Genomic DNA, 18,957 nt, shown 5'->3' with positions numbered 1-18,957 from the left:
AGCGCTTATTTCCGGCTATGAGCCTGATATGCCTATCATAAATGGCGTTGATCTGACGGTTTCCGACGGGGAATTCGTTGTGCTTCTCGGCCCGAATGGCGCCGGGAAATCGACACTGGTCAAGACCATCGCCGGGTTGGTTCCCGTGCACTCGGGCCGGGTCACGCTGAAGGGCAATGACATCACCGAGGTGCCGCCCCATCGCAAGCTTGCGCATGGCCTGGCCTTTGTTCCGCAGACGGAAAACATCTTTGCAACCATGACGATACGCGAAAACCTGCAACTGGCCGCGCAGGTGTTGGACCGTCCCCGACGGGCGGCCCGGATCGACGCGCTGCTCGACATGTTCCCTGATCTTGGCAGCCGTCCGGGCGCGCGGGCAGGGGCCTTGTCAGGCGGCCAACGCCAGATGCTCGCCGTCGCCCGTGCGCTGATCATCGAACCCTCGGTCCTGATCCTCGATGAACCCTCCGCCGGCCTGTCCCCCAAGGTCGTGACAGAGGTTTTCGCGCAACTTCGACGGATCAACGCGGCAGGTGTAACCACTGTTCTCGTTGAACAAAACGTCAAGGCCGGCCTGCAAATCGCCACCCGGGGCGTCATCCTTGTCGAGGGGCGTATCGCCCATGACGCCCCCGCCGAGCAACTCCTCGGCGATCCTGTTGTCAGCCAGCTGTACCTCGGCGGCACACCGAAGGAGCTGGCATGACCCCCCAAGCCCTCATGGATGGTCTCATCGCCGGGTCGATGATCGGCCTCGGAGCGATCGGGATCACCCTGACCTATGCTATTTTGCGCTTTGCCAATTTCGCCCATGGTGAGCTGCTGAGTTGGGGTGCCTACCTTGCCATGACGGCCTCTGGCGTGATCGGGTTCGCCGTGCCGCAGTTGACCGTTCCCGTCGGTCCGTTCTCATTCGGTTGGTCGCTGCCGCTCGCGGGAATCCTCGCCATGGCCCTGACCGCGCTGCTGGCGCTCGTGGTCGACCGGGCATTGTTCGGGCGCCTGCGGGCACGCGGTTCGGCTGTCATCATCCTTGTCATGGCAAGCTTTGGTGCCGCCCTCGCCCTGCGAAATCTTCTTGAGTTTCTATATACTTCGCAGCCAGGATATTACACGCGCGCGCTTCAGATCTCCAAGCCGATCATAGACGGAATGCGCGCAACGCCGGATCAACTCCTGGTGCTGGCACTGGCCGCTGTCGCCGTCGTCGCCGTGCACCTGATGTTGACGCGCAGTGCCGCAGGCCGGTCCATGCGCGCAGTGGCCGAGAACCCGCACCTGTCCGCGATTACCGGCGTCGACGTGCGCGCGGTGATCCGTACCGTGTGGATTCTGGGGGCCGTTCTGGCCTGTCTTGCCGGGATCATGTCCGGCCTGCTGGTACAGATCCGTCCGCAGATGGGCCATGATCTGCTGCTGCCACTGTTCGCGGCCGCGATCCTCGGCGGAATAGGCTCGGTTCCGGGGGCGATGCTGGCCGGTCTGATCGTTGGCCTGGCCGAAGCGATGACCGTGCAGGTCATCGGGGCCGAGTGGCGCGCGGCGGTGTCCTTTGTCATCCTTGTGGCGGTCTTGCTGTTGCGCCCGCAAGGGCTGTTCGGGAGGGTCCGTTGATGCTCGATCTCGTTGCCTACGGGGCTTTTTTCCTCACCATCGCATTGACTTACGCGGTCATCTGCCTTGGGCTGAACGTCCAGTGGGGCCAAACCGGGTTGTTCAACGTCGGCGTGGCCGGGTTCGTCGCCGTGGGGGCTTATACCTCGGCCATCCTGACGACGCCGGCAACGGCCGACCGGTTCGGTGGCTTCGATCTGCCGATTGTGGTCGGCTGGCTGGGCGGTGGTCTGGCGTCTGCATTCGTGACATTCCTTCTCGGCGCGCTGACGTTGCGGCTCCGCTCGGATTACCTTGCCATTGCGACGTTTGGCGCGGCGGTGGTGATCCAGCTGTGCATGCTGAACCTCGTGCCGCTGACCGGCGGCCCGTTTGGTATCGGCTTTATCCCGCGCCCCTTTGGAGGTCTCGCCGGCGATGCGCTGGCTTTCGGCCTCGCGAACTTTGCCGTGCTAGCGGTGCTTGTGCTGGTGGTCTACATCGTGCTCGAACGTCTCGTCCGCTCACCCTGGGGTCGCGTCCTGCGCGCGATCCGCGAGGATGAGACGGCGGCGCGGGGCCTCGGCAAGAACCCCGTGCGCTACCGGTTGGAGGCTTTTGCCATCGGCGGCTTCGTCATGGGCCTGGGTGGCGCAGCACAGGCGCATTTCATCGGCTTCATCGCTCCCGACAACTATTTGCCCATCCTGACATTTCAGGTCTGGGCCATGCTGATCGTCGGCGGCTCGGGCAACATGCGCGGCGCGATTCTGGGCGCGGTACTGGTCTGGGGTATCTGGGCGATATCGGGCAGCGTGGTGTCGGCCGTATTTCCCGCTGACCAGCAGGCCCGCGCAGCCGCGCTGCAAATTGTTCTGATCGGTGTCGCGCTCTGCGTCGTGTTGCTGGTCCGCCCGCGTGGCATTCTGGGAGAGGTGCGCGTCGTCTCGCGCCACCTCCTGCGGGATGCCCGCCCCTCTGTTTCCGCGAAAGAAAGATCTGATAATGCCTGACGTTCCCGACCGCATCGACCTCACCGAAGGTCTGAACATCAGCCGCCTGGTCTGTGGCCTCTGGCAGGTCGCGGACCTGGAGCGGGGCGGCAAGACGCTCGACCCCGTGGATGCCGCGAACAGATTGCAAGCCTATGTCGACGCTGGTTTCGACACCTTCGACATGGCCGACCACTATGGCAGTGCCGAAGTGATAACAGGCGAGTTGACCAGCCGGGCAGGCGCCCACAGCCCGATCCGCGCCTTTACCAAGTGGTGCCCCGAACCCGGCCCGATGACGCCAGAGGTCGTGCGCGCCGGCATTCAGGATCGCCTGACCCGGCTTCGTACCGACCGTATCGACCTGCTGCAATTTCACTGGTGGAGCTTTGAGGACCCGCGATGGCTGGACGCGCTGACCGAGATCGAGAAACTGCGTCAGGAAGGGTTGATCGGCGCGATCGGCGTCACGAACTTCGACGCGGCGCACCTCGATCTGGCGCTATCCGAGGGGGTTCGCATCGTGTCGAACCAGGTCAGCTTTTCTCTGGTGGATCGCCGCGCCGCGGGCCTGCTGAGCGAAGTTTGCGCGCGCCGGGGGGTCAAGCTGCTGGCCTATGGCACGCTGTGTGGGGGCTTCCTGTCATCACGCTGGCTGGGCCAGCCGGAACCCGAAGAGATCGCGGACTGGAGCCGCTCAAAATACAAGCGGTTCATCGACACGATCGGCGGGTGGGAGGTGTTTCAGGGAATCCTGCGGGCTGCGGACGCAATCGCGAAACGCCACGGCGTGTCGTTGTCGAACGTCGCTAGCCGCTGGGTGCTGGAACATGACGCGGTTGCCGCAACGATTATCGGCGCACGCATTACCGAGAGCGAGCATCGGGGTGACAATCTCAACGTTTTCAACTTTGGTCTGACCGATCAGGATCATGCTGATCTGAATGCCGCCTTTGCCGGGACACAGCCGATTCCCGGCGATTGCGGAGACGAGTACCGAAAGCCGCCTTTCCTGACCGCGACGGGGGATCTGTCGGATCACCTGGACCGGATCCCACCCGTGCATGAGCCGCAGCCAATGCCCGAACGGCCTGACCGCCTGCGCGTATCCTCTGGCAGCAAGTGGGAACCCCTTGCCGGGTACAGCCGTGCCGTGCGCAAGGGCAAGCGCATCCTTGTCAGCGGGACAACGGCGACACATGGCCAGGACCACATCGTTGCCCGTGGCGATGCTGCCGGGCAGACGACCTACGTGCTGGACAAGATCCTGGCCGCCATCACGGCCCTTGGCGGGCGGGCCGAGGATGTCATCCGCACACGGATCTACCTTGCAGATATCGACGACACGATGGCGGTGTCCGCCATCCATGGGCGCTATTTTGGTGAGATCCGACCGGCCAACACTCTGCTGGAAATCTCGCGCCTGGCGGGCGACTACCTGGTCGAGATCGAGGCGGAAGCCGAGCTCGACTGACGTTTTGCGGCCGCCGCGCGGTAGATCCCGCGCGGCGGCCAGGGACGGGTCAGACGGCCTCGGGCAGGTTGCGCAGGTGCTCCTCCACGGCGAGGTTCGCCATCGCCAGCGCCGCGTCACGACTTTTGGCAGCAGCGATGAAACAGCCGTTGTGGCAGAAAGTTGCCCCCTCGACTCCAGACACGCGCTCCAGATCCTCGCCGGTCAGGCCGGCCCAGGCACGCGGCAGATCGGCGCGCAGCTCAAACCCTTCGTCGTTCAGGCGGATGCCGCCAAGCGTCCAGTCCTTGCCACGCGGCGTGACGACGAACAGCAGGTGATCCGCGCCCGCCTTTATCACGGCAGGACGGAAGGGCATGCCCATCGGTAGCTCAAGGATGCGTCCTTCTCCTGCGGCCGCGATGGCCTGTTGCGCCAGTCCTTCGGCGCGCAGTTTCGCGGCGCTGCGTGCAATCCGCGCCTCAACAAAGCTGCGCGCAATGGCCAGCGCGCCGTGAAAGGCGCGGTCCTCCGCCCCGGGGTCGGTGTCGTCAAAGACGGGCTTCAGCGTTTCGAGCAGGCCGGGCAGGGTCATTCCGGAAAGGGGCCCGGCGACCGAGGGGCTGAGTGCTCCGTTGTCGACAAGGTCGATGGGCAGCACGAAACCGCGATCAAAAGAGGCATGTACGGTTTCGACGTGCGCGTCCGGAACGCCCGACGCGCGAAGGTAGTCATGGCCAAAGTGTTTCCATATCAGACCGAATGAACTGAAAGGTTGGTCATCGTCCCGTTTCGGCGCGTTTCGCTGGTGGTGATCGAAAATCCGCGCGTCGGCATCGTAGTGGCCGCCGACGTCGTAGATCACGCGATCCGGCCCTGCGGTGATCCATTCCGGCGCCCGGCTGCGCACAATCTTCGCGTCGGGAAACAGCCGCGTTAGCACGACGCTGGACAACAGTTCATCCGCGTGGAAGCCGCCGTTGTGGGTAACAAGAAATTCAGTGCTCATGCGCTTATGCCTTCGGTTTCGGGCGGACGTCTCGCCGGTTCGGTCGCAGATAGAGGGCTTCGCCCCCAAAGATCAACCGCAGCGCGCCGGTTTAGCTGAACGTGACGCACCCAAGGCGGGCGGTGATGCAATCGGACGAGGGGCAGCAAATTTCCAATTCGGACGCAACCGTGCGACACTGTCGTGGAAAGGAGACCATCAAATGTTCGACTTCGAGATTTCCGACAAGCTGCTCATGCGCGACGCCTCCTACGTGAACGGCGCCTGGGTGACTGGCGATGCCGGCGACAGCCTTGCCGTGACCGACCCGGCAACAGGGGCGTCCATCGGCCAGATTGCCTGTCTGTCCGCCAGTCAATCCGCCGAGGCCGTGGGGCACGCCGATACCGCTTTTGCCAGTTGGTCGCGCACCCTGCCACAAGACCGCAGCGCGATCCTGCGTCGCTGGTTCGACCTGATCATGGAAGCAAAGGAAGATCTGGCCCGGATCATGGTGCTGGAGCAGGGCAAGCCACTGTCCGAGGCACGCGGTGAAATCGACTATGCCGCGTCCTTTGTCGAATTCTACGCCGAGGAGGCCAAGCGCCCGAATGTCGAAGGGGTCACCTCGCATCTGCCGGATGCCGAGGTTGAGTTGTGGTTGGAACCGGTCGGTGTCGTCGCGCTGATCACGCCATGGAATTTTCCCGCCGCGATGTTGACGCGCAAGGCCGCAGCGGCGATCGCAGCGGGATGTACGGTGGTGGCGCATCCCTCTGCCGAAACGCCTTATTCCGCGCTCGCCCTGGCCGAACTGGGCGAACGCGCTGGCCTGCCCGCCGGTGTTTTCAACGTGGTGACCGGCATCGCGCCCACGATTGTCGAACCCTGGACGACGGATGCCCGCGTGCGCGCCTTGTCCTTTACCGGATCGACCGAAGTTGGACGGTTGCTGTACCGTCAGTCCGCTGACACGGTGAAACGGCTGGTGCTTGAGCTGGGGGGACACGCGCCGGTGATCGTCTTCAAGGATGCTGATCTGGATCACGCGGTTCAGGAAACCATGAAGGCCAAGTTCGCCACGTCCGGTCAGGATTGCCTCGGTGCCAACAGGATTTACGTCGAGCGCGAGATCTATGATGCTTTCTGCGAACGCTTTACCCAAATGACCAAGGCGCTTAGCGTTGGCCGTGGTCTTGATGACCCCGACATCGGCCCACTGATGAACGAACGCGCCGTCGCCAAACAGGAAGAGCACGTCAGTGACGCGCTGGACAAGGGCGCAAAACTTGCCTGCGGTGGCACACGCCTGCCCGACGGACCGCTGTTCTATGCGCCGACTGTGCTGACGGATGTCCCCGATGACGCGATGATCATGCAGGAAGAGACCTTCGGCCCGGTGGCGGCCCTGACGCCCTTCGAAACCGAAGATGAGGTCGTGGCGCGCGCGAATGCCTCGGAATACGGGCTTGTCGCCTACGTCCACAGCTTGAATCCCCGCCGGATCTACCGGGTCTCCCGCTCGTTGAGCTTTGGGATGGTCGCGGTCAACCGTACGAAGGTCACGGGCGCGCCGATTCCATTTGGCGGGATGAAACAGTCCGGACTAGGGCGCGAAGGTGCGCGTCGCGGGATGGAGGAGTTCATGGAAATGAAATACCTTTGCCGCGACTGGCACTAGGCCGTCACGTTGGTCGCCTTCGGGCGGCCATACTTCATCATCATTTTTGGGGTGGGGAGAGAAACATCAACCACTTCGGTGGTTGGAAGTCCCTTTCAGCCTGAGCTGAAAGGGAAGATGCGAGGCGAACCGCAGTCCGCCTCGCATCCGAAACTTATGCGAGTGCCAGGTTGATGGCGGACTCACGGCCGTCACGGCCAGCTTCGACGTCGAACGTCACTTTCTGGTCGTCGGCCAGGCCGCTCAGGCCCGAACGCTCAACGGCGGAGATGTGGACGAAAACGTCCTTGCCGCCGGTCTCGGGTGCGATAAAGCCGAAGCCTTTAGTAGTGTTGAACCATTTCACGGTGCCAGTAGCCATATCCGTGGTCTCCTATTATCAAATTCTGCCCGCGGTGTGCGGCAGTTCGGCGTTATCAGTCTGGATCGATCAACTGAGAGCCGTATGAGCGGAGCAGAGGTTCGAAATAGAAAAAGGCAGCACGCACTGAATACAGGTCGTTCCGCTTCAATACAAGGAAAGTTTCGGAGCCAGAGCACAAACAGTATCGAGGCATCTGCTCTTTGGCGTACCGAAACAGAATAATCCACTGATATAAAATGAAAAATCCTTGACGCCTGCGTGTTGTGACGGGGCGTCTCGCTGCAACGGCGGCCCGTGTGTTCTGACACTTTGGGCCTGAAAGCCACGCCCGCGCCGCGCGCGTATGGTGCTGAATTCGCCCGAGTCGCGCGGAGTATGCGCCGCTGGCCGCGCCGCGTCGTAGCTTGTCGTGCACTGCCGTCGGGGCCCGCGCATGTGGGGCAACACGAAGCCGAAACGAATGGACTTTTTTGCGCACAAGAGAGGTGTTAACAGCGATGCACTAACTGCATTGAATGAGGAGGTTACTCAATGGATCGTCGTTCCTTCATACGTACAAGTGCCGTCGGCGCTGGTGCTGCCATGCTTGCAGCGCCCGCTGTGGCGCAGGGCAACATTACCTGGCGTATGGTTACTACCTGGCCGAAGAATTTCCCGGGGCTGGGCGTCGGTGCGCAGCGCCTTGCGGATCGTATCACGGCTGCCAGCGGCGGTCGGTTGACCGTTCAGGTCTATTCGGCTGGCGAACTGGTTCCGCCGCTGCAAAGCTTGGACGCCGTGATCGACGGTACCGCCGAGATGAGCCACGGTGCCGCCTATTACTGGCAGAACAAGTCTCCGGCGCTGTCGTTCTTCACTGGCGTGCCCTATGGCATGACCTCGCGCGAGCTGACGGCCTGGATGCGCTACATGGGCGGTCAGGAAATCTGGGACGAGATCTATGATCAGTTCGGCGTTCAGGGCTTTTTGTCCGGCGACACCGGCACGCAGGCTGGCGGCTGGTTCAAGAACGAACTGACCGGCGTCGACTCGGTCAAGGGTCTGCGCTTCCGTACACCCGGCCTGGGTGGTCGCGTTTGGGAAAAACTGGGCGCAACGGTCACCAACATGGCCGCTGGCGAAATTTTCCAGGCGTTGCAATCAGGGACCTTGGATGCGGCCGAATTCGTGGGCCCGTACAACGACCTCGCGCTTGGATTTTACCAGGTCTGCAAGAACTACTATTTCCCCAGCTTCGTCGAGCCGGGCCTGGCGACCGAGCTTGTCGTAGACAAGAAGAAATACCAGGCGCTGCCAGACGACCTTCAGGCAATCATCCGCGATGTCAGCCAGGCGGAATATGACCAGGTCGCGTCGGATTTCTATGCCAACGATCCGCGCGCCTTGCAAACTCTTGTCAACGATCACGGCGTCAACATCCGCCAGTTCCCCGAAGAGATCCTGAAGACCGGCGCAACCGCAGCTGCCGAAATCATGACCTCGCTGCGTGAATCCGACGATCCGCTGGTCAAGAAAACCGCCGAGAGCTTTATCGATGCGTTCCGCATCGTGCGGACGCGTTCCAAGACGACCGATGGTGCCTACGTTACCGCGCGCGAAACATACTTCGAGATCTGATTTTCCAGACCCCTCACATGCAAAAGCCCGGACATCACGTCCGGGCTTTTCTTGTTTCAGGGGGTGTTCGCCGCCGGTCAGCCGGCGATCAACCTGGGCAACCAGGTCACGATGCCCGGAAACGCGAACAGGATGGCAATGGCCACGATCTGCAACAGGACGAAGGGCAGGATGCCCTTGTAGATGGCCGATGTCGGCAGATCCGCCGGGGCGACGCCGCGCAGATAGAACAGGGCAAACCCGAACGGCGGCGTCAGGAAGGATGTTTGCAGGTTCACCCCGACCAGCACGCCCAGCCAGACCGGATCGACATCGAGGGCCAGCAACACCGGGGCGGTGATGGGAATGACGATGAAGATGATCTCGAACGTGTCGAGGATAAAGCCGAGCAGGAACATGATGGCCATGACGACAGCGACGGCCCCGATCCGGCCCCCCGGCAGGTTCGACAGGAATTCATGCACCAGGTTGTCACCCCCCATCAGGCGGAAAACGACCGAAAACACTGAGGCGCCCAGCAGGATGACAAAGACCATCGACGTGATTGTCGCCGTGCTGACAACCGTCTGGTGCAGGATCGAAAAGGACAGTCGCCAGCGTAGTGCAGCCAGTATCATCGCCCCGACGGCCCCGACCGAGGCCGCTTCGGTTGGCGTTGCGATGCCCCCGAGAATCGACCCGAGCACAGCAAGGATCAGCAGCAGGGGCGGCACCAGCGCGACCATGAATTCGCGCAGCAGGTATTTCTTTTCCTCGGGGGGCACCGGGGTTGCAGGGCAGGATTCCGGGTCTGTAATGGCCTTGAAAACGACATACGCCAGGTAGACCCCGACGAGCAGCAGGCCAGGCAGCAGCGCCCCGGCGAACAGGTCTCCGACAGAGACGGGCACGGGGGCAAAGTTGCCCTTGGCCATTTGCACCTGAGAATTGATGCCCGACAGCATGTCGCCCATGAAGATCAGCACGGTCGACGGCGGGATGATCTGACCCAGGGTGCCGGATGCACAGATGACGCCTGTCGCAAGCTTGGGGTCATACCCGGCCCGCAGCATCGCAGGCAGAGAGATAAGGCCCATCGTGACAACCGTCGCGCCGACGACCCCGGTCGAGGCCGCCAGCATCGCCCCGACCAGGATCACCGAAATACCCAGGCCGCCGCGCAGGTTGCCGAACAGCTTGCCCATCGTCAGCAGCAATTGCTCGGCGATCTGCGATCGCTCCAGCATCACGCCCATGAAGATGAACAGAGGTACGGCGACCAGCACCTCGTTCGTCATGAAGCCGATATAGCGGTTGGGGAGGGAGCCGAAGTTCGACGGGTCGAAGACACCAAAGAACATGCCGACCGCGCCGAAACCAAGGCTGACACCCGCCAGCGTGAAAGCGACCGGAAAGCCCAGCAGCAGAAATCCGATGATGCCAAAGAACATCAGCCCGGCGAGAAGCTCGCCAATCAATACCGGCTCCATCAGTGGACCCCTTCAATGGCTTCGGCCGCGGCGTCCGCGGGTTTGACAGGATAAGCCATCGACGGCGGTACGAGGTCGACGCGCCCGCCCAGAACCAGGATCGAACGGCACAACATCGCGATGCCCTGTAGCGCCAGCAAGACGGCAAAGGCGATGATGAACGACTTGAGAATGTAGAGACCGGCCATGCCGCCCACGTTGGCTGACCCCTCAAAGTAGGACCACGACCGCAGCACGAACGGCAGCGAATAGGCGTAGACGATCCAGGTGAAGGGCAGCAAGAAGAACACGACGCCGACCAGGTCGACCAGAGCGCGCGTCCGTATGCGTGCGGGGCGGTAAAATATGTCGACCCTGACGTGATCATCCTTGAGCAGGGCAAATCCGGCCACGGCCGTGAACATTGCGCCGTTCAGCCAGATGTAGAGGTCCTGTAGCCAGACAAAGCTGGTTGCAAACAGGTACCGCAGCACCACGACCACAAAGCAGACCAATACGATCCCGAGGGACAGCCAGGAAAATATCTGGCCGATCAACCAGTTCATTCGGCTGATCAGTGCCGCCGTCCCGCTCAGAAATCTCATCATAGGTATCGTCCCCCTCGTGGTTCCCCGAGCTACGATGAAACACAGGGGCGTTTCAATAGGCGCGGGCGGTGCCACAGGACAATTTGCAGGGGGTTTTGGCCGTTTTGCCGACCATGCAGGGGCGTCAGGCGGGCAAAACCGCGCTGCGGGGCGGTCTCTGATGTCAGAGGCGGGAAGTGGGGCTACATCTCGTGCAGCAGTTCCGGCCCGATCATGTCCAGACTGGAACAGCCGCACAGCGCCATCGCGATCTCCAGCTCGTCACGCAACAGGCGTAGAATATGCGCGACCCCCTGTGCGCCGCGTACTGAAAGAGCTTCGACGATGGGGCGACCGATCAGCACTGCGGTGGCGCCCAGAGCGCGGGCCTTGATGATATCGGTCCCTCTGGTGATGCCGCCATCCATCAGAACGGGTACCGCACCCTGCACCGCGTCGACGACCGCAGGCAACTGAACCAGCGTAGGCACCGAAGTGTCCAGCACCCGCCCGCCGTGGTTCGACACGATCAGCGCGTCTGCGCCGGCAGAAACCGCGCGACGGGCATCATCCGGGTGCAGCACGCCCTTCAGGATCAGGTGCAGACCTGTTTGCCGTCTCAGCCATTCGATATCCGCCCAGCCGGGGGCGTTGGCCATGAAATGGTCAAACACGGCGTTGCCGCCCTCTGGCAGGGGTGGCGGGGGCGGCAGCCCCTGCAGGTTCACGGGGGCGATACCATCCGGCAGTTCGTAGCCGACCCGCATTTCCCTGTTGCGCACACCGCTGATCGGCGCATCCACGGTCACCACGATCGCCTCGTAACCGGCGGCCTCTGCCCGTCGCACCAGCGTCAGGGTCGCGTCACGGGTCGGCTGCATGTAGATCTGAAACCATCGGCAGGTGGTACCGGCGCGCGCCACATCTTCCATCGGTTCCGACGCCTGACAGCTAAGCACCATCAGGGCCTCCAATGCGGCGGCGGCCGTGGCCGTACCGCTTTCGCCATGGGGGTGGGCCATGCGCTGATAGGCGACAGGGGCCAGCAGAATAGGGTGCGTCAATTCGCGACCCAGCAAGCTGAGCCGGGTCGACCCACCCGTCATCCCCGTCAGGATGCGCGGCACCAGCGCGTATCGGTCATAGGCAGCCCGGTTTTGGGCCAGGGTAACCTCATCACCCGCACCCCCCATGAAATAAGCCGCAGCCACCGGCGTCATCGCCTGTCTGGCCGCCGCCGCGTAATCCCCCAGAGAGGACAGTATCGGGTCAGAATTCTCCACGCTGTGCCGCGTTCCTGTCTGGCTGAAGTCATTGATGTCGTTGATGTGATGCCCTTTTCCGGTGGGAATCTCAAGTATCATGCACGGGCACTGGCGCCGCTCGACGAAAATCGGCGAATGACACCTTCTCTTGCATCGAGGGGCTTGATTGGCGTACCTCAGATCTGCTGATGCCGACACAACGAACGTATGAAGGTGCAATGTCCAAACCAACGACACGGGATCTGGCTGCCGCTGCGGGGGTCAGCCTGGCAACGGTCGACCGGGTTCTGAACGGACGCGATGGCGTGCGCCAAAAGACCGTCGACAAGGTCAACGACGCGATCCGCGACATCGGCTTTGTGCGCGATCAGACGGCGGCGACGCTGGCGCGGAAACGGTTCTACGATTTTGTCTTCGTGCTGCCGGACCGTCAGGACGAATTCCTGTCGCTGATCGTGGAAGCGGTGGACGAGGCCAGCAGCGCGCTGAGGCATGAGCGGGTGAGCGCGCGTACCGTGCGCGTTGCGGCAAATGATCCGCTCAGTGTTGTGCAGACACTTGAGGGACTTGCCCGGGACAAGGTGGATGGTGTCGCCGTCATGGCGCCCGAAACGCCGCAAACCCGTGACGCCATCCAGCGGGTGAAGGACCGGGGGATTTCGGTCGTGACTTTTGTCGCGGACCAGCCCAATGCAGCGCGCGACCGCTATATCGGGATCAACGATGCGGATGCGGGCCGTACGGCGGCGACGTTGATAGGCAGGTTCTGTCGGGCATCGCCGGGTGCGGTGCTGGTCGTGGCCGAGACGATCCAGTCGCGCGACAGCTTGGACAGGCGGCATGGCTTTGACGAGGTGCTGCAAGCGGATTTCCCGCATCTCCACGCTTCTCCGACGATCGAAACCTATGCCGATCCTCTCAGAACCGAACGTGTTCTTGGCAATGCACTTGCCGCCACGCCGGATTTGCGGGCCATCTACCTGATGAGTTCGGCCTCTGCCGCCGCTCTCGGTTGTCTGAAATCGCATGGTATAGACCGTGAATGCGTGGTCATCGCGCACGAACTGACGGCGCTGACACGGCAAGGCCTGATCACCGGACAGCTTGGCGCGGTCATCACACAGGACATCGGCCACCTGGTTCGCAGCGCTCTGCGTGTCCTGCGGGCCAAGGCGGAAAACGCCCCCATGGTCGAGTCGCAAGAGAGGATCCGTATCGAGATCCTTCTGCAGGCGAATCTGCCGCGCATCGATACGGCACCGGAGACAAATTAAGTTTCTCTCAAATTCAGTGATTTGGCCTTGCCAGCATGGGGGCGCGACAAATTTTTCTTTACGTGAGGTACGCACCTCAAATAGCGTGAAGGGAGGGAGCGGTCGGTGAGTGGCCGGGGAGATCTGGGAGGATCCAATGAAAACGTCACACTATCTGTTGGCCACGGCTGTGACAGCCTTGGCCGGCCTTGGCGCAACCAGCGCCGCGGCCGAAGACCTTACACTCTGCTGGGCGGCGTGGGATCCGGCAAATGCGCTGGTGCAACTCAGCAAGGATTACGAGGCGCAGTCGGGCAACACGATGAACTTCGAATTCGTGCCCTGGCCCAATTTTGCCGACCGGATGCTGAACGAACTGAACTCGGGCGGTCAATTGTGCGACCTGATGATCGGCGACAGCCAGTGGATCGGTGGGGCCGCCGAAAACGGCCATTACCTGAAGATGAATGATTTCTTCGACGCCAATGGCATCAAGATGTCCGACTTCATCGACGCGACGGTCACCGGCTATTCCGAATGGCCCAAGAACACGCCGAACTACTGGGCGTTGCCGGCTTTTGGCGATGTTGTCGGCTGGACCTACCGCAAGGACTGGTTCGAGAAGCCAGAGATTCAGGCCGAATTCAAGGAGAAATACGGCCGTGACCTTGCTGTGCCTGAAACGTTCGACGCGTTGAAGGACATCGCCGAGTTCTTCCAAGGGCGCGAGATTGACGGCAATACGGTCTACGGCGCTTCGATCTATACCGAGCGCGGGTCCGAAGGCATCACCATGGGCGCGATGGATGTGCTCTACAGCTATGGGTTTCTGTATGAAAACCCCGACCAGCCCTATGAGATGGAAGGGTTCGTCAATTCAGCCGGCGCTGTTGCAGGTCTGGAATACTACAAGGCGCTTTACGATTGCTGCACGCCTCCGGGGTCGTCCAACGGCTACATGAGCGAGGGGATCGATGCCTTCAAATCGGGGCAGGTGGCGATGCAGATGAACTTTGCCTTCACCTGGCCGGGGTTCGAGAGTGACGCGAATGTCGGCGGGGGCAAGACGGGCTATTTCGTCAATCCGAAAGGCCCGGATGGTCAGCAATTCGCGCAGCTGGGCGGGCAGGGAATTTCGGTCGTGTCCTATTCCAGCAAACAGGATGCCGCGCTCGACTATATCAAATGGTTCGCCCAGCCCGAGGTGCAGGCGAAATGGTGGTCGATGGGCGGCTATTCCTGCCTGAAGGCGGTAACGCTGGACCCGAATTTCCCCGAGAGCCAGCCCTACGCCCAGACTTTCCTGGACTCGATGGCGGTGGTGAAGGATTTCTGGGCCGAACCCAGCTATGCCACGCTATTGCAGGACACGCAGCGCCGCTTTCACGACTATGTCGTCGCAGGCAACGGCACGGCGCAAGACGCGTTGGATGGCCTGGTCAGGGACTGGACCGAAACCTTCGAGGATGACGGCAAGCTGTAACGCAGTTTTCAGATCCGGGCGGGGCATACTCCGCCTTGCCCGGATTGCGGAACGCCCGTCACATCACGAACGAAAGCACCATCATGACAGATGAAACGACCAGCCGTGTCCCTGCGTCGGCTCCGGTCAGGCTTGGCCGAAAGATCAAAGGTTTGTCGGATCGCTCCGTCGCCTGGTTGTTTATCGCCCCGACGATCTTCCTGTTGCTGGCGATCAACATCTTTCCACTGATCTGGACCATCCGCCTGAGCCTGACAAATTTTCGCGCCAACCGTACCAGCGCCGACATCGAATGGGTGGGCCTGCGCAACTACCGCCGCATCCTGACCGATCCCGACATCTGGAATTCGATGCAGGCGACGGCGCATTTCCTGATCTGGACGCTGGTTCTCCAGGTCCTGATCGGTTTCACGCTGGCCTATCTGATCAACAAGAAATTCCGCGGCAATGACATGTGGACGACCATTATCGTTCTGCCGATGATGCTGTCGCCCGCCGTGGTCGGCAATTTCTGGACCTTCCTCTATCAACCTCAGATCGGCCTGTTCAACTATGTCGTCGGCTTTCTGACCGGCGCCGACCCGTCGTCGTTTTCCATGATCGGGGATGTCGCTCTTGCCCCCTGGGCCATCGTGATCGTCGACACATGGATGTGGACGCCCTTCGTGATGTTGATCTGCCTTGCCGGCCTGCGCTCCATCCCCGAGTCGATCTACGAGGCTGCGGAATGCGACCGTGCCAGCAAATGGCGGCAATTCTGGACCATCACAATTCCCATGGCGCTGCCCTTCCTGATGCTGGCGGTGCTGTTCCGCGGCATCGAGAATTTCAAGATGTTCGACCTGGTGGTGCAACTGACCGGCGGCGGTCCCGGCAGCATCACCGAACTCACCTCGATCAACCTCAAGCGCGAGGCGTTCGAGAAATGGCGCACGGGCTATGCCAGCGCCTATGCGGTGATCCTCTTCGTCACCGTCTTCGGCCTCGCCTCGATCTACGTCAAGGCGCTGAACAAGGTTAAGGAAAGATGAGCTATTCCGTCACCGACCCGTCGCCCCGCCAGAAATGGACCGCCGGAACGCTGGTCATCCTTTACGCGGTGATCACCCTGCTGCCGCTGCTGTGGATCATCGCGACCGGCTTCAAATCGCCCTCGGATGCGATCGCCTATCCGCCGAAGGTGATCTTTGACCCGACGCTGGAAGGCTACGTCAACCTATTCACCACACGCACCCGCATGTCGCCCGATGCGCTGAGCGCACTTGGCGAACCGGCCACCTGGTACGACCGCATCGTGCGCCAGTACGACATGGTGATTTCCGGCCCCAGCCGATACGGAGAACGCTTCCTGAACTCGGTCATCATCGGCTTCGGGTCGACCTTCCTGTCGGTTTTCCTTGGCACGCTGGCGGCTTACGCGTTTTCCCGCTTCAAGGTGCCGCTGAAGGACGATCTGATGTTCTTCATCCTGTCGACCCGGATGATGCCCCCCATCGCCGTTGCCATCCCGATCTTCCTGATGTTCCGCCAACTGGGCCTGTCGGATACGCACCTCGGGATGATTCTGCTCTATACGGGCGTGAACCTGTCGCTGTCGGTCTGGCTGCTGAAGGGCTTCATCGACGAAATCCCGGTCGAATATGAAGAGGCGGCGTTGATCGACGGCTACACGCGGTTTCAGGCCTTCACCAAGGTCGTGCTGCCGCAGGCCGCTACCGGCATCGCCTCGACCGCGATCTTCTGCCTGATCTTTTCCTGGAACGAATATGCCTTCGCGGTGTTGCTGACCTCTGGCACCGCGCAGACCGCGCCGCCCTTCATCCCCACGATCATCGGGGTGGGCAAGGACTGGCCCGCCGTCGCCGCCGGGGCCACGCTGTTCCTTGTTCCGGTCATGGTCTTCACCATCCTGCTGCGCAAACACCTGCTGCGCGGGATCACCTTCGGAGCCGTCCGCAAATGAGCCGCAAACGCCTGTTCCGCCGGGGCCCGTGGGAAATGCTGGCCACGATCCTGATCTGTCTCGGGGTCGTGATGATGATGCAGCCCTTCGTGCTGGGCCTCTACACCTGGTCCTTTCTTGTCACGCTGACCGGTACGGTGATGTTCATCGTCGTCAGCCATTTCCCGGACTGACCCATGGCCCAGATCCTGATTGAAAACGTCCGCAAGGAATTCGGCAGTTTCACCGCCGTGCAAAGCTCGTCCTTTACGGTCGAGGACGGCGAATTCTTCATGCTGCTCGGCCCCTCGGGCTGCGGCAAGACGACCACCCTGCGGATGATCGCGGGGTTGGAACTGCCCACCTCCGGGCAGATCCGTATCGGCGGCGAAGACGTCAGCCAGAAACCCGCCAGCCAGCGCGACATCGCCTTCGTCTTCCAGATGTTCGCGCTCTATCCGCATATGAACGTGCGCCAGAATATCCGTTATCCGCTGATTTCGCAGGGGATGAAGCGCAGGGAGGCGAATGCCCGGGTTGAGGAGGTGGCGCGCATTCTCGGCATCACCGATATACTCAACCGTCCCGTCGGCGGCCTGTCGGGTGGCGACCGTCAGCGCATCGCCCTGGGCCGCGCCATCGTGCGCGATCCGAAATGTTTCCTGATGGATGAGCCCCTTGGCGCGCTGGACGCCGAGTTTCGCGAACATATGAGCCATGAGCTGCGCGCCCTGCATGACCGTATGGGCGCGACGACGATCTATGTGACCCATGACCAGCTCGAGGCGATGCAGATGGGCGACAAGATCGTCGTGATGAACCACGGTGTTGTCGAACAGTTCGGTGTGCCGCAGCAGATCTACGATTGGCCCGCGACCATGTTCGTGGCCGATTTCATCGGTTCTCCGCCGATGAACTTTCTGCGCTTTCATGCCAGCCTCAGCCATGGCGACACCCATGTCGGCCTGGGCGATCACCGCTGCGAGATCCCGCAGACACGGCAAGGTGCGAATGGCGATCTGGTCTTTGGCATCCGCCCCGAACACATTCGCATCCGTACCGAAGGCGGCTACCGGGCCCGCGTCACCGCCACCGAATACCTCGGCACCACGCAGATCGTCATGCTGGACACCGCTCATGGCACGCTGAAAGCGCGCGCGCCCTCGGGCGATCCGGTCCAGACGGGCACGACGCTGGGGCTTGATTTCGACCCCCGCGCGGTGACGCTGTTCGATGCGAAATCCACCCGCGCGCTGCTGTCGGCAGGAAATGAGGAGGTGCTGTCCCATGGCTGAGGTCACGCTGCACAAGATCACCAAGACCTATGGCGACACCACCGCCCTGTCAGATGTATCCCTGACCATCCCCGACGGGGCCTTCGTCGTGCTGCTCGGCCCCACCGGTGCGGGCAAGACGACGACCCTGCGCATGGTGGCCGGGCTGGACCGGCCCGACCGGGGCGACGTGATGATCCACGGCCGTTCCATGCAGGGGCGTACACCCGCGCAGCGCGACGTGGCGATGGTGTTTCAGCAATATTCGCTCTACCCGCATCTGAGCGTGCGCGAAAACCTTGAATTCCCTTTGAAATCTCCGATCCTGCGCACCCCGCGCGATGTCATTGCCCGCAAGGTGGCCGAGGTCGCCGAGGTGCTGCAAATTACCCACAAGCTTGACAACAAGGCGACGGCGCTGTCGGGAGGCGAGATGCAGCGTGTCTCGATCGGGCGGGCCCTTGTGCGCGATCCGGCGATCTACCTGATGGATGAACCGCTGTCCTCGCTGGATGCGAAATTGCGCAGCGACCTGCGGATCGAGCTGAAGCGGATCCAGTCCTCGATGGGCGCGACGCTGCTCTACGTGACCCATGATCAGGTCGAGGCGATGACCATGGCCACCCATGTCGGGGTGCTGGATCAAGGCCATATGGTGCAGTTCGGCACCCCACGCGAGATCTATGAAAACCCGGTCAGCCTCTATGCCGCCAGCCGCCTTGGCACGCCCAAGATCAACGTGCTGCCTGCGGATCTGTTCGGCGGCAGCCCGACCGGGGCGGCCTCAATCGGCCTGCGCCCTGAACATATCGCGCTTGGCGATGGCCTGCCCGCCAGCGTGCAGCGCGTCGAACATCTGGGCGATCAGACCCGGCTGCACCTGTCGGTTGCGGGCCACGACATCCTGACGCTTGCCGATCCCCATACGCCGCTGACCAGTGGCGACACCGTGTCCATTCAGCCCCGCGACGCGCTCTATTTCGACGCCGCCGGTGCGCGTATCTGAGGAGAGCG

At 62.0% G+C, this 18,957-nt stretch carries 18 protein-coding genes; 13 read left to right on the top strand and 5 right to left on the bottom strand.

Features of this window, described 5'->3' with window-relative positions; translation table 11 throughout:
• The first annotated feature begins 28 nt into the window (after nucleotides 1-28).
• The 4 genes from DL237_RS11380 to DL237_RS11365 are packed head-to-tail and all read left to right on the top strand — an operon-like array spanning nucleotide 29 to nucleotide 4,062.
• The gene (locus tag DL237_RS11380) at nucleotides 29-709 is read left to right on the top strand and encodes an ABC transporter ATP-binding protein (RefSeq protein WP_233544964.1); all 681 of its coding nucleotides are present in this window, start codon (nucleotides 29-31) and stop codon (nucleotides 707-709) included.
• On the top strand, nucleotides 706-1,617 hold the full coding sequence (locus DL237_RS11375; protein ID WP_119399196.1) for a branched-chain amino acid ABC transporter permease: 912 nt from the start codon (nucleotides 706-708) through the stop codon (nucleotides 1,615-1,617). Before DL237_RS11380 ends, DL237_RS11375 begins: the two co-directional genes overlap by 4 nt.
• Nucleotides 1,617-2,609 (top strand): branched-chain amino acid ABC transporter permease, encoded by a 993-nt coding sequence (locus DL237_RS11370; protein WP_233544963.1) that lies wholly within the window; start codon nucleotides 1,617-1,619, stop codon nucleotides 2,607-2,609. Before DL237_RS11375 ends, DL237_RS11370 begins: the two co-directional genes overlap by 1 nt.
• Nucleotides 2,602-4,062, top strand: a complete 1,461-nt coding sequence (locus DL237_RS11365; RefSeq protein ID WP_119399194.1) for an aldo/keto reductase — start codon at nucleotides 2,602-2,604, stop codon at nucleotides 4,060-4,062. Before DL237_RS11370 ends, DL237_RS11365 begins: the two co-directional genes overlap by 8 nt.
• Nucleotides 4,063-4,111: 49 nt before the next feature.
• Here the strand turns inward: DL237_RS11365 and DL237_RS11360 are convergent, their stop codons facing one another.
• Nucleotides 4,112-5,050: an MYG1 family protein gene (locus tag DL237_RS11360; RefSeq protein WP_119399193.1), complete on the bottom strand. Its 939-nt coding sequence runs from the start codon at nucleotides 5,048-5,050 to the stop codon at nucleotides 4,112-4,114.
• Between the two features lie 202 nt (nucleotides 5,051-5,252).
• On the opposite strand from DL237_RS11360, the gene DL237_RS11355 reads away from it, so the two are divergent.
• Nucleotides 5,253-6,710, top strand: coding sequence for an NAD-dependent succinate-semialdehyde dehydrogenase (locus DL237_RS11355; RefSeq protein WP_119399192.1), 1,458 nt, complete (start codon nucleotides 5,253-5,255; stop codon nucleotides 6,708-6,710).
• Between the two features lie 154 nt (nucleotides 6,711-6,864).
• On the opposite strand, the gene DL237_RS11350 is transcribed toward DL237_RS11355, so the two are convergent.
• A complete protein-coding gene (locus DL237_RS11350; RefSeq protein WP_119399191.1) occupies nucleotides 6,865-7,071 on the bottom strand; it encodes a cold-shock protein in 207 nt (68 codons plus the stop codon).
• Between the two features lie 534 nt (nucleotides 7,072-7,605).
• On the opposite strand from DL237_RS11350, the gene DL237_RS11345 reads away from it, so the two are divergent.
• A complete protein-coding gene (locus DL237_RS11345) occupies nucleotides 7,606-8,691 on the top strand; it encodes a TRAP transporter substrate-binding protein (protein ID WP_119399190.1) in 1,086 nt (361 codons plus the stop codon).
• Between the two features lie 77 nt (nucleotides 8,692-8,768).
• Here the strand turns inward: DL237_RS11345 and DL237_RS11340 are convergent, their stop codons facing one another.
• From DL237_RS11340 to DL237_RS11330, 3 genes are all read right to left on the bottom strand, one after another.
• A complete protein-coding gene (locus DL237_RS11340; RefSeq protein WP_119399189.1) occupies nucleotides 8,769-10,160 on the bottom strand; it encodes a TRAP transporter large permease in 1,392 nt (463 codons plus the stop codon).
• On the bottom strand, nucleotides 10,160-10,744 hold the full coding sequence (locus tag DL237_RS11335; RefSeq protein ID WP_119399321.1) for a TRAP transporter small permease subunit: 585 nt from the start codon (nucleotides 10,742-10,744) through the stop codon (nucleotides 10,160-10,162). Before DL237_RS11335 ends, DL237_RS11340 begins: the two co-directional genes overlap by 1 nt.
• Nucleotides 10,745-10,929: 185 nt before the next feature.
• On the bottom strand, nucleotides 10,930-12,009 hold the full coding sequence (locus DL237_RS11330) for an alpha-hydroxy acid oxidase (protein WP_233544962.1): 1,080 nt from the start codon (nucleotides 12,007-12,009) through the stop codon (nucleotides 10,930-10,932).
• Nucleotides 12,010-12,209: 200 nt separating this feature from the next.
• On the opposite strand from DL237_RS11330, the gene DL237_RS11325 reads away from it, so the two are divergent.
• From DL237_RS11325 to DL237_RS11300, 7 genes are all read left to right on the top strand, one after another.
• Nucleotides 12,210-13,265, top strand: coding sequence for a LacI family DNA-binding transcriptional regulator (locus tag DL237_RS11325; RefSeq protein WP_233544961.1), 1,056 nt, complete (start codon nucleotides 12,210-12,212; stop codon nucleotides 13,263-13,265).
• 136 nt (nucleotides 13,266-13,401) lie between these two features.
• The gene (locus tag DL237_RS11320; protein WP_119399186.1) at nucleotides 13,402-14,727 is read left to right on the top strand and encodes an ABC transporter substrate-binding protein; all 1,326 of its coding nucleotides are present in this window, start codon (nucleotides 13,402-13,404) and stop codon (nucleotides 14,725-14,727) included.
• 83 nt (nucleotides 14,728-14,810) lie between these two features.
• A complete protein-coding gene (locus DL237_RS11315; protein ID WP_119399185.1) occupies nucleotides 14,811-15,758 on the top strand; it encodes a carbohydrate ABC transporter permease in 948 nt (315 codons plus the stop codon).
• Nucleotides 15,755-16,690, top strand: coding sequence for a carbohydrate ABC transporter permease (locus tag DL237_RS11310; protein ID WP_119399184.1), 936 nt, complete (start codon nucleotides 15,755-15,757; stop codon nucleotides 16,688-16,690). The genes DL237_RS11315 and DL237_RS11310 overlap by 4 nt, the downstream gene beginning before the upstream one ends.
• The gene (locus tag DL237_RS20730; RefSeq protein WP_199672065.1) at nucleotides 16,687-16,863 is read left to right on the top strand and encodes a hypothetical protein; all 177 of its coding nucleotides are present in this window, start codon (nucleotides 16,687-16,689) and stop codon (nucleotides 16,861-16,863) included. The genes DL237_RS11310 and DL237_RS20730 overlap by 4 nt, the downstream gene beginning before the upstream one ends.
• Before the next feature lie 3 nt (nucleotides 16,864-16,866).
• Nucleotides 16,867-17,964 (top strand): ABC transporter ATP-binding protein, encoded by a 1,098-nt coding sequence (locus DL237_RS11305; protein WP_119399183.1) that lies wholly within the window; start codon nucleotides 16,867-16,869, stop codon nucleotides 17,962-17,964.
• Nucleotides 17,957-18,949: an ABC transporter ATP-binding protein gene (locus DL237_RS11300; RefSeq protein ID WP_119399182.1), complete on the top strand. Its 993-nt coding sequence runs from the start codon at nucleotides 17,957-17,959 to the stop codon at nucleotides 18,947-18,949. The genes DL237_RS11305 and DL237_RS11300 overlap by 8 nt, the downstream gene beginning before the upstream one ends.
• The last annotated feature ends 8 nt before the right edge of the window (nucleotides 18,950-18,957 follow it).

This window comes from Pseudooceanicola sediminis (assembly GCF_003575965.1).
GTDB classification, from domain to species: domain Bacteria; phylum Pseudomonadota; class Alphaproteobacteria; order Rhodobacterales; family Rhodobacteraceae; genus Pseudooceanicola; species Pseudooceanicola sediminis.
The sequence above is the reverse complement of the archived record's forward strand: the minus strand, read 5'-3'. Positions and strand labels throughout refer to the sequence as shown.

Coding starts and splice junctions, on each gene's coding strand:
- DL237_RS11355 (WP_119399192.1), top strand. CDS start 5,253: ATGTTCGACTTCGAGATTTCCGACAAGCTGCTCATGCGCGACGCCTCC.
- DL237_RS11375 (WP_119399196.1), top strand. CDS start 706: ATGACCCCCCAAGCCCTCATGGATGGTCTCATCGCCGGGTCGATGATC.
- DL237_RS11335 (WP_119399321.1), bottom strand. CDS start 10,744: ATGAGATTTCTGAGCGGGACGGCGGCACTGATCAGCCGAATGAACTGG.
- DL237_RS11370 (WP_233544963.1), top strand. CDS start 1,617: ATGCTCGATCTCGTTGCCTACGGGGCTTTTTTCCTCACCATCGCATTG.
- DL237_RS11345 (WP_119399190.1), top strand. CDS start 7,606: ATGGATCGTCGTTCCTTCATACGTACAAGTGCCGTCGGCGCTGGTGCT.
- DL237_RS11300 (WP_119399182.1), top strand. CDS start 17,957: ATGGCTGAGGTCACGCTGCACAAGATCACCAAGACCTATGGCGACACC.
- DL237_RS11310 (WP_119399184.1), top strand. CDS start 15,755: ATGAGCTATTCCGTCACCGACCCGTCGCCCCGCCAGAAATGGACCGCC.
- DL237_RS11320 (WP_119399186.1), top strand. CDS start 13,402: ATGAAAACGTCACACTATCTGTTGGCCACGGCTGTGACAGCCTTGGCC.
- DL237_RS11305 (WP_119399183.1), top strand. CDS start 16,867: ATGGCCCAGATCCTGATTGAAAACGTCCGCAAGGAATTCGGCAGTTTC.
- DL237_RS11365 (WP_119399194.1), top strand. CDS start 2,602: ATGCCTGACGTTCCCGACCGCATCGACCTCACCGAAGGTCTGAACATC.
- DL237_RS11360 (WP_119399193.1), bottom strand. CDS start 5,050: ATGAGCACTGAATTTCTTGTTACCCACAACGGCGGCTTCCACGCGGAT.
- DL237_RS11380 (WP_233544964.1), top strand. CDS start 29: ATGCCTATCATAAATGGCGTTGATCTGACGGTTTCCGACGGGGAATTC.
- DL237_RS11325 (WP_233544961.1), top strand. CDS start 12,210: ATGTCCAAACCAACGACACGGGATCTGGCTGCCGCTGCGGGGGTCAGC.
- DL237_RS20730 (WP_199672065.1), top strand. CDS start 16,687: ATGAGCCGCAAACGCCTGTTCCGCCGGGGCCCGTGGGAAATGCTGGCC.
- DL237_RS11340 (WP_119399189.1), bottom strand. CDS start 10,160: ATGGAGCCGGTATTGATTGGCGAGCTTCTCGCCGGGCTGATGTTCTTT.
- DL237_RS11350 (WP_119399191.1), bottom strand. CDS start 7,071: ATGGCTACTGGCACCGTGAAATGGTTCAACACTACTAAAGGCTTCGGC.
- DL237_RS11315 (WP_119399185.1), top strand. CDS start 14,811: ATGACAGATGAAACGACCAGCCGTGTCCCTGCGTCGGCTCCGGTCAGG.